11 protein-coding genes are annotated in these 13,895 nt (G+C 40.9%); 4 read left to right on the forward strand and 7 right to left on the reverse strand.

Going from position 1 to position 13,895, the window contains the following annotated elements; translation table 11 throughout:
- Positions 1-113 precede the first annotated feature (113 nt).
- From H5200_RS15410 to H5200_RS15440, 7 genes are all read right to left on the reverse strand, one after another.
- The gene (locus H5200_RS15410; protein ID WP_182761796.1) at positions 114-2,510 is read right to left on the reverse strand and encodes a PKD domain-containing protein; all 2,397 of its coding nucleotides are present in this window, start codon (positions 2,508-2,510) and stop codon (positions 114-116) included.
- 317 nt (positions 2,511-2,827) lie between these two features.
- Entirely contained in the window at positions 2,828-3,670 is an 843-nt protein-coding gene (locus H5200_RS15415) for a DUF4198 domain-containing protein (RefSeq protein ID WP_182717530.1), read from the reverse strand.
- Between the two features lie 36 nt (positions 3,671-3,706).
- Positions 3,707-4,210: a DUF2271 domain-containing protein gene (locus tag H5200_RS15420; RefSeq protein WP_145240201.1), complete on the reverse strand. Its 504-nt coding sequence runs from the start codon at positions 4,208-4,210 to the stop codon at positions 3,707-3,709.
- The gene (locus tag H5200_RS15425; RefSeq protein WP_149982265.1) at positions 4,210-4,842 is read right to left on the reverse strand and encodes a PepSY-associated TM helix domain-containing protein; all 633 of its coding nucleotides are present in this window, start codon (positions 4,840-4,842) and stop codon (positions 4,210-4,212) included. The genes H5200_RS15420 and H5200_RS15425 overlap by 1 nt, the downstream gene beginning before the upstream one ends.
- A 76-nt stretch (positions 4,843-4,918) precedes the next feature.
- Complete coding sequence (locus tag H5200_RS15430; protein WP_145240205.1) at positions 4,919-5,314, reverse strand: YbaN family protein; 396 nt, start codon at positions 5,312-5,314, stop codon at positions 4,919-4,921.
- A 298-nt stretch (positions 5,315-5,612) separates the two neighbouring features.
- Positions 5,613-6,911: a porin gene (locus tag H5200_RS15435; RefSeq protein WP_145240207.1), complete on the reverse strand. Its 1,299-nt coding sequence runs from the start codon at positions 6,909-6,911 to the stop codon at positions 5,613-5,615.
- Positions 6,912-7,029: 118 nt separating this feature from the next.
- Positions 7,030-7,524, reverse strand: a complete 495-nt coding sequence (locus H5200_RS15440; RefSeq protein ID WP_182761797.1) for a MarR family winged helix-turn-helix transcriptional regulator — start codon at positions 7,522-7,524, stop codon at positions 7,030-7,032.
- A gap of 335 nt (positions 7,525-7,859) precedes the next feature.
- On the opposite strand from H5200_RS15440, the gene H5200_RS15445 reads away from it, so the two are divergent.
- The 4 genes from H5200_RS15445 to H5200_RS15460 all read left to right on the forward strand — a co-directional run bounded on the left by H5200_RS15445 (position 7,860) and on the right by H5200_RS15460 (position 13,866).
- On the forward strand, positions 7,860-8,711 hold the full coding sequence (locus H5200_RS15445; protein WP_182739467.1) for a D-hexose-6-phosphate mutarotase: 852 nt from the start codon (positions 7,860-7,862) through the stop codon (positions 8,709-8,711).
- 68 nt (positions 8,712-8,779) lie between these two features.
- The gene (locus H5200_RS15450; RefSeq protein WP_182761798.1) at positions 8,780-9,352 is read left to right on the forward strand and encodes a PH domain-containing protein; all 573 of its coding nucleotides are present in this window, start codon (positions 8,780-8,782) and stop codon (positions 9,350-9,352) included.
- Positions 9,345-10,880, forward strand: a complete 1,536-nt coding sequence (locus H5200_RS15455) for a PH domain-containing protein (protein ID WP_182761799.1) — start codon at positions 9,345-9,347, stop codon at positions 10,878-10,880. Before H5200_RS15450 ends, H5200_RS15455 begins: the two co-directional genes overlap by 8 nt.
- Before the next feature lie 145 nt (positions 10,881-11,025).
- A complete protein-coding gene (locus H5200_RS15460; protein ID WP_182761808.1) occupies positions 11,026-13,866 on the forward strand; it encodes a PD40 domain-containing protein in 2,841 nt (946 codons plus the stop codon).
- The last annotated feature ends 29 nt before the right edge of the window (positions 13,867-13,895 follow it).

Raw genomic sequence — 13,895 nt, forward strand, 5'->3', positions numbered from 1 at the left:
TAGCGAATAAGTGGTCAAAAATACCAAATTTAGGGTTGTTCTTAATATTCTTTAGATTGGATCTGGAAGGTACGCTAAGCCACTTCAACACGCGTGAAGTGGCTTAGTTTTTTCTAATTATTACAAATGGTGATTATCGCTAAGTTTGGGGGCGACTGAGAGTAGTAAATAGCAGTACTTGAATAAGATGTATTGCGCACATTGTCTTCAACCACGGTTATTTCATATGTTGCAGTTACAGGGAGTGCAATATTTAGTGTGCTATCTAGATATGTGTTATTACTTTTTTGTAATATCAAAGGCTTGGTTTCATCATACTGAGCCTGAAAACTATTCGACGTTAAAATAGTATCGATCATTTTAAAGCGCAGATTTACGGTGTCGGGTCCAGTAAAATCAGGACAGACGAATACAGAGACTTCTACATCTTGAAAAACCGGTAGGCTTGTTTGATTAATATTAATGATAAAATCATTTTGTGTTATCGCTGCTGAACTATACTCGCTAGTTGCCAGTCTTTCATCTGCTGTAGAAATACTAACAGTTGCGCCCTGTTCAACACTAACTATTGCCTCAAAGAAGCCGCTGCTATTTGTAGTATGCTGCTTACCATTTATCATCAGTATAGCGTTATTGATACCAACTTTAGCTACGTTGGTAATTTGTCCTTTAACTATGCCTGTTAGTAAAGCGGGATCGGTAGCAGAGATCGCAAACTCCATTACAGCTGCATTGCCCTCAGCATCAGTAACAGTAACAGTAACATTATAGCTACCTATAATATCAGGGGTAAATTCAGCGACGCCATCTTTTATGTTTACCAGTGCTGCATTTGACTCATTAGGCTTGGTAAGCCCCCAAGTATAATTAAGATTGGTCTCTTCAGGGTCGTAACTTTGGCTAACATCAAATGTTACTATATTACCAACAAAAGCCTGACGTAATTGTTCGCCTTTAGAAATAATGACTGGCTTTGCATTGTCTCTAACTATGATAGTGATTGTTTGCGTATCGGAGTCTTTATTACCATCATTGGTACGTAACGAAATAACAAAACTTCCTGCACCTGATGCTTTAAAGTAAGGTTTAGCAACGTCTGTGTTAGAAAGCGTAGCACGTCCTAATGGCGATAAAATTTCCCACTGGTAGGTAAGCTCTTTGCCTTCAGGATCTGTGCTTTGTGAGCCATCAAGTTGAATTTCTTCATCGACTAAAATAGGTGCTACATCAGCAATAATCGCTGTTGGTTTTGCATTGGCTTGAGCGTGAAGAACGCTTATTACTTGCTCAGAATTAAGCTGTCCGTCTGATACGATTAATGTGATCACATAATCACCTTCAATATCAGCACTGATAGAAGGGGTTGCTGTCGTACCTTGGATTAGCTGCGCTTTACTATTCTCAGGTCTGCTTTTTATCTGCCAAAGGTAGCTTAAGGGTTGCCCTTCAGGATCGTTGCATTGTTCGCATTGCAGAGTAATAGTTTCAGCTAAGTTAATGTTTCTCTCAGCTACAAGTTGTGCAATAGGAGCTTGATTTGCTATCTCTACAGTTAAAGTAACTGTGGCGGTATCAGTTTCACCATATTGATCTTTAACTGTTAGTGAGAGCGTGTACTCACCGAGGTCTAAAGAAGAGAAGCCTGCGGTATTGCTTAAGTTATCAGTGAGTGTCGGGTTGCTATCGGCAGGTTGTGCGGTAATAGTCCACAGATAACTTAGTGTATCACCTTGATCAGGGTCACTGCTTTGCTTGCCATCTAATGTGACTATGCTGCGAGGAGCGACGGTTTTATTTTGTACTTTAATAACCGCTTGAGGAGCTGAATTTTCGTATAAAGACTCACTTTTTATCATTACCTCGTTGCTTGCTGTTTCGCCCAGTGAATTAGTAATGGTTAGCTTTATTGCGTAAGCACCTGTTTTATCTGCAATGAATTTGCTGGTAACGCTATTATTATTTTCTATGATTGCATTGCTGGTAAGAGGCTTTGCCGTAAACTGCCATAAGTATTTATTTATTACACCGTTAGATGTGCTACTTAGCGCACCATTTAATGCAACCACATCACCTTGTTTTACTGTTTGAGTAAGTCCTGCATGAGCAATTAATTGCGTTGGATCGGCTTTAATTTCAATTAATTTTTCAACTGGGGCGCTCGAAAGTTTGCCATCGCTCACAACTAAAATTAGTTTATAACTCTTTGCTTCAGCAAGTGATACTTCAACTTTATTTTCATTATCAACAGCAAGAGCGATCTCATTTTGTCCGTCTGCAGTGGTTAAGCGCCATTTATAAACTAATGAATCGCCGTCGGGATCGCTGCTTTTTGTACCGCTAAATGTTAGCGCGGTATTTACCCGCATTTCACCGGTTGGTGCACTGATCATGGCAACGGGTTTATTGTTAGTGACTTTATTGGTTGGTTTTTTTTCTGAGTCACCACCTCCTGAGCCACAGGCTGTGAGAGTTAGGATCAAAGCTAGCTGGATTAAAAAACTCCATTTCATATTACTTTCCTTGTTGTTGGTTTTGTTGTGTTTAGTGGTACTGTAAAGCTAAGCCTGTAGTGCTTGCTATTAAATTTAAATGAGGATTATTTCTGGTTTGAATTAGATTGGTATAAAGTCCATTTTTCATAATATTTATTTCCGTTAAATATTTTATAGTTATGTTAATTTAATTGTTTATAATATGAACCCAAAAGAGGGAAAATAAAAGAATTAAATTCAAATTTTAGAAAAATTTTGGCGCTAAGTTGTTTATGTGTTTATTTCGAGTTGTAGGCCAAGCTAAGTTACTTGGCCTTTATTTTTAATGAGGGGTTTTATTCAGGTGCTACATCTAAGGTAGTAAATAATGAATAACGTACGCTATCGATACCTTTTTCAGTTGAACCTTCGCTCACACTTGCTTCAATAAGGTATAGTCCAGGGTGTTGCCATGTGTTAGTGAAAAAGCCGTTTTTATCTGTGGTTACTTTAACTTCGCCACGTTCGTTACGATAACGTGTATCACCTTTTAAGATGGCAAGTTCTATGTTGGCAGCAGGTTTACCGTCTTTTAATAACTGAAAACGTGCCTCTTCACCAACAAATAAATCATTAGGATGAGTCGGGCCGCTGATCTCTAAGCCTTGACCAAGTAGCGCAGGTTTTGAGGTGCCGTTGCGGCTTACAAATGTATCTACCGTTGCAATCGATTTTGTGGTTTTAATATCGGTTGCATCAGCTGGGATATCTTTACTGTCTTTAGGGCCAAATACACGGCCACGTTCGCCTTTGGCATCTTTATAAAAAGTCATTAGTCGTGGTTCTTGGCTCATCGTTATATGATAAGTACCTTCCCCAGCTAGTTTTACCGCCGCTGAATTTTTACGTTGCAGATAATATGCACGAATTTTATCGCTAACTGGTTTGCCATCAGGGCCGATTGCCATAATCAGATTATCATCATATTCCGCGCCTTTTTGTGCTGGACGATATGCTTTATCTGGTGCGAAAATTTCATTCGAAATACTGGCATCGATCATCACATAATGTGCTTTGTCGCCTGAAAGAGATGTGTGCGAAGGCACTAACCAGCGAGCATGTGCATTGGCATAGCTAGATGCTAGGGCAGTGAAAGTAAGTGCGCCGATAAATGCGCTTTTAAGTAAATTGATTTTCATAGTCTTTCCTTATTTAAATTGTTTTAGCAGCTACATTTACTGACTTTTAATGGTGACGAAGCTTTGTGAAAATTCATTGGTGCCATCGATGGTGATCTTGCCGTCTTTATTTAGATCAAGTTCTACACGGGTGTAATCACGGCCACCTTCTTCGCGAACGACTTCTAAATTAAGTAAATACTTGCCTGCAGCTACGGCTTTGCCATCTAGATCTGTGCCATTCCAGTTAATGGTGTAAGTACCTGGGCGCTTTGTTGCACCTGTTACACCATCAAAGTTAGCGTCACTTTTTCCGGCTTTACGCCACCACTGGCGTAAGTCTTTAAACCATTCTGCTTTTTCAACCCATAAGGCAACCGTGGTTACATGCTTACGCTCTGGGGTTTCTAGCCAAACCGCGACATAAGGTCGATGGTAAGGTTGTACGTCTAGATCAGGTAGGGTTAGTTCTATTTCAAGTTCAGCGGCATTCGCATGAGGTTGAAACAAAGCTGCTGTAAATAAAACAACAGCGCTTATTAAGGTATTAAGTTTTAGCATTAAGACACTCCTTTTAGTTGCGGAACCCAGCATAAATAAATGACTGCTGGTGTTGCGACCCCAAGCACTGTTAGCCATATTCCTACTAAGCGTTTTTTTCTATTTTGAAATAAAATAATCATCCCGGTGATAGCAAAAAAAATCATTAACACGGCTGATATATCAATCACCCAGCTCCATGCTTCGCCGCTATGACGGCCTTTATGTAAATCGCCAATTAAGCTTAAAAAGCCGCCAGTTTGATATTCGAGATTCAGTTCGCCACTGATGAAATTAAGTTCTGCGAAGGCAAAACCTGCAGGCAGCGGGTAGTCGAGCATCACGAGTGCATCTTCTTTTTCCCAGTCGATACTTTTTACTTTAGTTAAGCCATATTGGTTGGCTAAGTAAGCTTCTATTTCAGGGTATAAAATGGGTAAGGTTGCTAGGTTTTCTTGGCCCTGCTCAAGTAATGCACTTGGGAGTGATGTGGTTAGTTGCCCATCACTTTTATCGCCTTCTAGCCAATCAACATGATTAAGTACAATCCCACTGACAGCAAATAAAATAAGCAAAAACAGCAATGCTGTTGATAGATAAATATGCAACGCACGACTGGTACTATATAAAGTTCGTTTATTTATTAACGGCATAAATAATTTAGTAGTTAAGCAATATTATCTACATGGTAATGATTTGCATTAGTTATCACAACATTATTTACGAAATTTACATTGGTAGGTATTTTGAAGGGCGAGAGAGTAAATAAATCATAACCGCTATTTCGATGCAGGCTACCAGCAGTAAAACCCACCACGGCGGTGCACAAAGCAGCAATACAATAAAGCCAAGTGACATACCAATACCCGCAAACCACTTCGCCTTTACGGGTACTACTTTGTACTTTTGCCAATGGCGTAAGGTTACGCCATAACGAGGATGATTGAGTAACCAAGCAGCGAGTTTTGGGGACGAGCGAGTAAAGCACGCTAATGCCAAAATGAAAAAAATAGTGGTGGGCATCACAGGTAAAACAATACCTATAATTCCCAGCCCAACCAAGGCTAGTCCTAATAGTTGATAGCCAATACTTTTATAAGTGGCTAAAATTACTTTTAAATTCATGAATAGACTTGTGCCTGATAAAGTTGAAAACGGCTAAATGCTTGGCAAGCAACGTTAAACAATATGCTGCTAGTTTACTCAGCATTGTCAGTTAATTGTACTCGATGACGTTATACTCTGCCACGTTCAGCGCCTCAGCTTGCGATTCAACCTGATGCCGCTGTTCTTTTTATATCCTATTATGAGTTGATGGGAATGTAATTGCTTGCAGTCATTGCTTACAGCGTTATGAAGGATGAGTTTATGAGGGGGTAACCTCTTAAGACTAACCCCCCTAATTACAGGCTGACTTTAAAGATTAAAAGTAATAGCCAATATTAATATTAAATCGACGCTCGGTTTCATTACTATCACCGGCAACAGAGCCACCTACAAATGCTTGATTGCGGGCATGAACTAAATCAAAGTAAGTGAACAAGCCGCCAGCCGCGACGGATACCCCGGTAACATTCATCCAAGTATCGGCAGTGTCATCAGACTTGTTATAGATCGCGCTGTAATCATTATAAAATTGCAGGTTGCTTACTGGACCCCATTCAACCGGTACGCTGTAAGCGACATTAAAGCTACTGGTGGTTGCATCGGTCGCAATAGAGTCATAAAACCCATATGCGCCAACCGCGATACGATTAGTGTCATCGATATTGTAGTCATATTCGCCATGCTGTAGCTGAATATTCCAATTATTGATAACGCTGTTTACATGCAGTGCCCATGCGTTGTAACTTCCTGCGCGGTCTTGGCCGTCATGTAAGCCACCGGCCAAGCCTGATATTCCGACTTCTGTGGTCATGCCTTTGCCGTGTTCAAAGTAATAGGCGTAGCGGCCGGCAAAGGTATTATACTCACCAAGCCCTTTGCTCGGTTCGGCATAAATACCCTCGTCGACGGTGCGACTACCAACAATATCGTACGAATAGCGATGGCTGCGATCTTCAACATAACCATCGACACCACCGAGTTCGTCATTTTTGAAAAAACCTAAATCGAGCTGCCAGTTATCAGCTACTTTACGTTTAAACATCACGCCTAAATCATGATCGTCTTCTAAACCAACGTAGTAGTTTGCACTAAAGAAATAGTTATGGGAGTTATAAGGATCATTACCAAACGGCACTTTTGTGATACCTACTTGCACTTGCCAGTCGTCAGTAAATTGATAGCCTGCCCATGCTGATTTTATTGCGGTCATGTAATCAAAAAAGCGGATCTCTCCGCCGATCAGCACTCCACCAATATCGCCAGAAACATTTAAACGGAAAATATCAAAATCAAAATCGCCACCACGGTTTTTATTGCCGTCATCATATGAGGTGTGACTGTAGTTGGTACGAATTGCACCACCAAATTTAACTCCGGATAGGGCTGTTTCGGTATTATCTTGAGTTTGCTTTGCGATAGTCTTGGTCTGTTCTTCAAGCTGTTGATTAACTTTAGCTTGTTTTGCTTTTTCAGCCGCAAGCTGCTGTTGCAGTTGCTGCATCTGTTGTTGGAGTTGAGAAAGTTGAGCTTGCATAGCATCAATGTCTGAAGCATATGAGGCGCTGCTTGTTGCGCCTAGCATAGTCGCGAAAGCTAACTTTGATAGTTTAAGCATGATAAATCGCTATTCTTGATATAGGTCTGTATAGAATAGACTAATTGTACCTTTAACCCAAGTTAACTAACCATGCGTTCTAGGGTAATCATTTGTTTAATATGATTTTATAAACTATTTATTCGGTGGGTTTGCCTTCAGCGGCGCGGGTCAGCACACCAACTTCTAATAAAGGAGCTGCATCTATACTTTGAGCATCCATCATATTAGCAATACGCTGCATTGATGATAGTAGCTGGCTTTGTTCCCACTCGTCTAAGGCTGAGAACTTTTCAATAAAGTGTTCTTGTAACGGTTGTGGTGCTGCTTGCAGAATCGTTTGACCATTTGCAGTGAGGTAAAGACTCACTCGACGTTTGTCTAATTGGCTGCGAACACGCGTCACTAAATCGCGGTTTTCTAAGCGATCCAAGATATTAGTTACAGTTGCAGGACTCAGGTTTACATTTTGGGCAATGCGACTGGCTGTAATACCATCAGTTTGTGCTACTTCAGTCATAATTAATAGCTGCGGACCGGTAAGGCCGGAGATTTTATTTAACTGCTTAGAATGGAGGTCGATCGCGCGGATCACTTTACGTAAAGAAACCAATAATTCGTCATATTTTTTCATTTTTATCTCATTCGCAGATGGTTTGCGGTCAAGGCGCTCGCGCAATCAATAAATATTACACATCTAATAAATAGAGTTCAAATAGATAAGGTCGATTTATACTGTATTATTGGCTTTACACAGATCTGTGGCTGTTTTTTATTTGTTTTGAGTTGAAATTAAATTTAGTTCATTTGCATATTATTTAATTAAACGTTTTTGGTGCTGAGCTTACCTATAAGTCATGACAGAGTGAAAAATTGTAAATTTGACATAAAAACTCACTAAATAATATTTACTAATTGGTTGGGGATTGGGTAAGGTGAGATAGGTTTTTCATTTTTATGGGACGTATAATGAAGTTATCTCCATCTGTAAGCATCGAACAAACTGACACTGGTTTAGAATATATCAATGTTGCAAGCGAGCTTTGTAGCGCTAAAATTTTTCTACAAGGTGCACAACTCACTGAATTCACGCCAAGTGGCAAAAAGCCATTAATTTGGGTATCAAGCGAAGAAGATTACCAAGAAGGTAAAAGTATACGTGGTGGTATTCCTATTTGTTGGCCATGGTTTGGTGTCAATCCAAATCCTGAGTGGCCAATTCACGGTGTAGCACGTACGAGCTTATGGCGAGCAGATGAAGTTGCAGAGCAAGACGATGAAATTCGAGTTAGCTTAACCTTGCCAATGGCACAAGTTGATGAAACCTACTGGCCACACAAATCAAAGCTAAAGGTTGAATTTATACTAACTAATCAGCTTGAAGTGCGTTTAACAACCACTAATTTAAGTAACCAAACTATTACTTTCACGCAAGCGCTGCACACTTATTTTCCAACCCCTGCTATTGAAGAAACTCAAGTGGATGGGCTGCAAGGTTCCAAATATATTGAGTTTAGCGAAGGCCCGTTTGATCAAGATGGACTGGTTGGTTTTGCTCGTGAAACAGATATGGTTTATACCCAAGCCGCAGTTATCCAGCGTATTATTACCCCGGATGGAATTATTGAAGTCGGCCGTGAAAACTCCAGCTCTTGTGTGCTGTGGAACCCGTGGATTGATAAGTCTAAGCGTTTATCTAATTTTGCTGATGATGAATACCATACAATGTTGTGCCTTGAAGCGGCAAATGTAATGGATGATAGTGCGATTGTAGCGCCAGGCGAAAGTCATACCTTAGCGACGACCATTCGCTGGGTGTAATATAGGGCCGCAACTTTGCTATAAATCAAAGCCAACGTATCAAATCGTTGGCTTGTTAAGGAAAAAAAGTGTTCGAAAACCACCAACTGGACGTCTTACCCCAACATCAACAAATAGTATATAAGCCACTGGCAGATAAAGCGTTGCTGCACGCTCAGCTTAACTGGCTGCTGTTTTATCTACCATTAACTGCAATATTAGGCGCTGTTTGCTTTTTTAATCAGGAGTTTGCAGCACTGGCACAAACGAGCTTACTGATTGGTTTACCAATTATTTTAGCTTTATCGCTAGCTTATAACGTTGTCAGTATGCGACTTAAAGGAATTGCTATGCGTGAGCATGATATAGCTTATCGCAAAGGCGTTATTTGGCAGCAGGTGACGATTTTACCTTTCTCACGAGTGCAGCACACAGAAATACATCGTGGCCCTTTGGAGCGAAAACTGGGCTTGGCTAGCTTGCGTTTGTATAGTGCTGGCGGAATGAGCGCCGATCTCAACATTAGTGGCTTAAGTCATGATGATTGTAAAAATATCCGTCAGTATATTCAAAAGTACACTGAAGCAAAACAAGTATCTAACAATACCAGCAATCAAGCCGGTGATAGTGTATTCGCTACTGATGAGTCGTTAAATGGATAATTTGAAATGGCAGCGTGTTTCGTCTTGGTCACTGGTTTATTTTATCGTGCATTTTGCTTTCCGATTTGTCAAAGACGGTGTATTTAACTTACTACCTATTATGGTTGTGTTTGTTACGCAAGTTGAAAATAAGTGGTTTTGGGGGCAAGTTGCATTAGCGGTAGCGATTATTAGCTTGTTAATTTATTCATTTTTTTACTATATTAATTTTCGCTTTTGCATTACTGATGAGCATGAAATATTACTTAATAAAGGGGTGTTTAAAAAAGAGCGTTTAACCTTGAACTTTTTGCGAGTGCAGAATGTTAATATTGCCGAACCGTTTTATTTTAAGCCTCTGGGTTTGGTTAACTGTATTTTTGATGCCGCTGGCAGCACTAGCCAAGAGGCTGTATTACCCGGGGTTACATCGCTATATGCAGAGCAAATGCGCGAGCGAGTATTGGCTTATAAAGAAACCCAACAACAAACTGCAGCTAAGCAGCAACCTGAAGATACACATACCAACGAACCACAACAATGTTTGCTGCTGAGCAATAAAGAAGTTGCAAAATTTGGCTTGATGTCGAATATGGCTATTTTGGCATTAGCAGCGCTTGCGCCTTTTATGAATGTTGTGCTGGAGTTTTTAGAAAAAGCGGTGATCAATCGCCTAGAATCATTTTATCAGCAAGAAGTGGGCGTGTTGGTTGATGCTGCAGCACTCGCTGTGTTTTCAATACTTGTGCTTGTTGTGTTGGTTGTCGTTTTATTATCGGTATTAATGTCATTAATCCGCTTTTATAATTTTCAGCTTTACTTTCAGGCCGGAAAATTTAAACGCATTGCTGGATTATTAGAGCGTCATCAGTTGTCGGTGAGTCTTGATAAAGTACAATCGCTGCTGATTAAGCAAAACCTAATTGCACGACTACTTAAACGTTATACCGTGCAGTGCTTGCAAGCAACCAGCGGCGGCTTTAGCGCGGGCGCAAAGAGCAAACAAAGCTTAGTGATGCCAGTGCTTTCACTTGAGCAAGTAAAACAAGTTTGTCAGTGGGTACATCCTTGGCTTAATTTAACCGGTGATGATTTTAAAGCACTCAACTTTAAAGGTGTCGAAAAAGCGTTACTGATCAAAAATCTATGCTTTTATGCTTTGTTACCGAGCGCTTTAATTGCATTTATGGGCTATGCAGGACAAGGTTACAGCCCGGTATATGGCCTGCTTTGTGCTGTATTACTAAGTTCCTTGGTGTACTTATCATATCGACGATACGGTTATTATTTTTATCAATATCAAGGGCGATATTACGCAGTGTTTCGCAGTGGCATGATAAGTGTGCATTATCGAGTGTTTGAACTATATAAAGCGCAAAGCACGCGCGCAGTAAGCACTTATTTTATGCGAAAAAGTGGTTTGAAGAGCTTGTCTATACAACTCGCTGCGGGCACAGCGACTATGCCTTATATCAAAGCAGAGCAAGCCGATGAAATTATCGACTTTATTCTCTGCCAAGCTGAATCGGATCAACGAAGTTGGATGTAATTCACCGCTTTCAAGTTCTTAGGATGGTATTTTATTAGGCTATAAAGCGTAATAGCGGTAACTCACGTTTTCTTACATTTTTATGCTCTCTTTTTAGACTAAGTTATGACAATAATGGGTTTAAAATAAGAGATCAGGGAACATGATGAAAAAAACCTTACTCGCTACTTCGTTATTATTAGCCACACATACACAGGCCGCCGTGCAATGGCAAACTATTCATACCGAACACTTTAATGTTCATTACAGTCAAGAAAATGCAGATTGGGCACGCTCTGCGGCCAATGAATTAGAAATCGTCCGCAGCAAAGTGCTTGAGCAACAAAACCGTGCTTTAGATGAGGCGGTTGATGTGGTGGTGTTTGATCCACTCAATGCCGCTAATGGTTTTGCATTACCGGTTTCAAATAAGCCATTGATGGCGCTTTTTACTACACCACCGCAGTCAGATACAGTGATCTCAAATAATAGTGGTTGGCAGCAATTACTGGTACTGCACGAATATATTCATCTAGTGCATTTAGCACAACCTACCCGCAGTAAATGGCGTCAAGAGCTCAGGAATATTTGGGATTTATACGATATAACACACAGCGAGATGCCTCGCTGGGTGGCAGAGGGTTACGCAACATTACTTGAATCGAAAATGACGGGGCGTGGTCGGTTATTTGATAACTACAGCGAGGCGATTTTAATCGAATTTGCTCAGCAAGGTGCATTGCCCCGCTATGATCAGTTGAATAGTACAGATGGTGGCTTTATGGCTGGCTCTATGGCGTATTTAATGGGCGCCCGATTTTTAGCTTGGCTAGAGAAAAACTATTCAGAGCAAACCCTTGATGCTGTTTGGACGCGTATGCAAGGGGTTAAGCAACGCGAATTTGATGACGCATTCGAAGGGGTCTTTGGTGACTCTGCGAGTAAGTTGTATCGACGTTTTATTGCTGAGTATACCTATCAAGCAATGAGTAAAGAAAGAAGTGAACAGTCACTTACTAGTGAGCTTTGGTTGGCGTTAGATCACTATGCTAGTGGTCCTGCTTTATCACCAAATAGCGAGCAACTTGCAGTGGTGGAGCGTGATCAAGACGGCAAGACTCAGTTAAAACTCTACAGTACTGAGGATAACCTCAAAGCTGCAGAAGAGTTTAACCAAGAGCAACAAGAGCTACTCGCTGATGATCCTAAAGATGTTGCTGATAAACCACCCAAGGTGTTTCAACGTAAGCAAAAGCAAGTCTTGAATCAAATCAATCGTGCGGGTATTCAAAACCCACAATGGCTAAATGACGACGTGCTGTATTTTTCAGCCTACAGCAACGTAGATAATATTGATAATCAGCGTATATCAGATATATTTAGCTGGGATAGGCAAACCGGTGAAGTTACCAAACTAACTGATTTAGCTGGCCTGCGGCGCTTTAGTATTGCAGATAATGGGCAAACACTTTATGGAGAACAGGTTAAAGGAGGTTACTCAGAGTTAGTGCGAGTTGATTTACAAACCGGTCAAGCTCAACCATTATTCGAAAAAAGTCTAGCAACGGTTTACGATTATCCTGTAGTTAGCCCCAATCAACAGCAACTCGCCTTTCTTAAAACTGAGTTTAATCATAATTGGCAATTGTATATACAAGATCTTGATGGACAAAAATCATTTGCTGTACCAATGCCTAAGGGATATCAATACTTATCACAACCAAGTTGGAGTGCGGATGGCAAGCAGCTTTATTTTGTTGCAGGATTAGCTCAGGCAACGGATATCTACCGTTATGATTTAACTACACAACGTTTGTTCAAGTTGACTCAAGGTCAACAAGCGGTTGCTAATCCACTCGCATTATCTGACGGGGATTTACTGTATTTTTCAATCAGTAGTGATGGCCCTGACATTATGCAGCTACAGGTAAATAATAACGAAGAAGAAATCACCGATTTTGCAACTAACAGTATTGCGCCTTTGTTGCTTGTGAATGAGCACACCTTGCCAAAAGCTCAAATATATCAACAACCCATTGGTGAGCAAACGCACTACGATATTTGGCAGCAAAAAGCCACTTTTGCGTTAGGTGAACAATATCATTCAGCCTCCGCGGCATTATTTTCAGCGAGTATTAAAGGCAGCGATTTACTCAAGCAATTAGATTGGCAGCTGGGCTACAGTGTTGATTTACATGACACTGCACTGCAAGGCATTTATGCCCAAGCACGCTACAGTGCGCTTGCAATCAAGTTTGACAGCCAGTTATTTTCTTATGATTTGAATGCTAGCAAGCAATATCAGCATAGCCTGTTGGCTGATCAGTCAGTGCAAGGCGGCTATATTGCTGCCAGCCTGCCACTGAGCTTTGGAGAGTTTAAAGTACAGCCAGAACTGGCTTATAACTACTCAGAGATAGATGATGCAAATATCAAGCAAGAGCAGAGTTCACAGTGGCTTAGAGTCGGCTTGAAGCAATCTTGGAGCTATGACAGACAAGATTATGCCATCGGCCAAGCGATTGATGCGCGTTGGTATAGTGGCGATAGCGACACGCAGAGTTGGCAGGGCTATGATGTTTCTGCGCAGCTATTTGGTAAAGCGCTGGCAATCCTGATGTATGCTAATTATAGCCAGCAATATAGAGATGATAGTGAGTTGCGATTAGGTGGTTTTAGCTCTTCGTTGTTATCAAAAAATATTCGCAGTGACCTTGTTTTTGCACCTGAACTGCCCTTTTACAGCGCTATTGGCAAACGCTATCAAGGTTATGGTGGAGGTATTAGCTGGGCAGAAGGCATGCCATGGTTGTACTATCAACAGCATCAGATTGACCAACAGGTATACGGGCAAAGCTATGGTGTGAAATGGCAAGGCCCCTTTAGTTTTGGCTTAGGCCCTGCAGGCCTCAATGATGTGAAACTTGATTTTGGCCTAGTCAGAGTAGAAGGCGACAGCTTTGATGATGAGCTTAGAGGCTGGCTCGGGTTTTATTATTCGTTGTAAATTAATGGAGGCTCCAAGGAGCCTCTTCT

This window comes from Pseudoalteromonas sp. SG43-7 (assembly GCF_014164295.1).
In the GTDB taxonomy this organism is placed as follows: domain Bacteria; phylum Pseudomonadota; class Gammaproteobacteria; order Enterobacterales; family Alteromonadaceae; genus Pseudoalteromonas; species Pseudoalteromonas rhizosphaerae.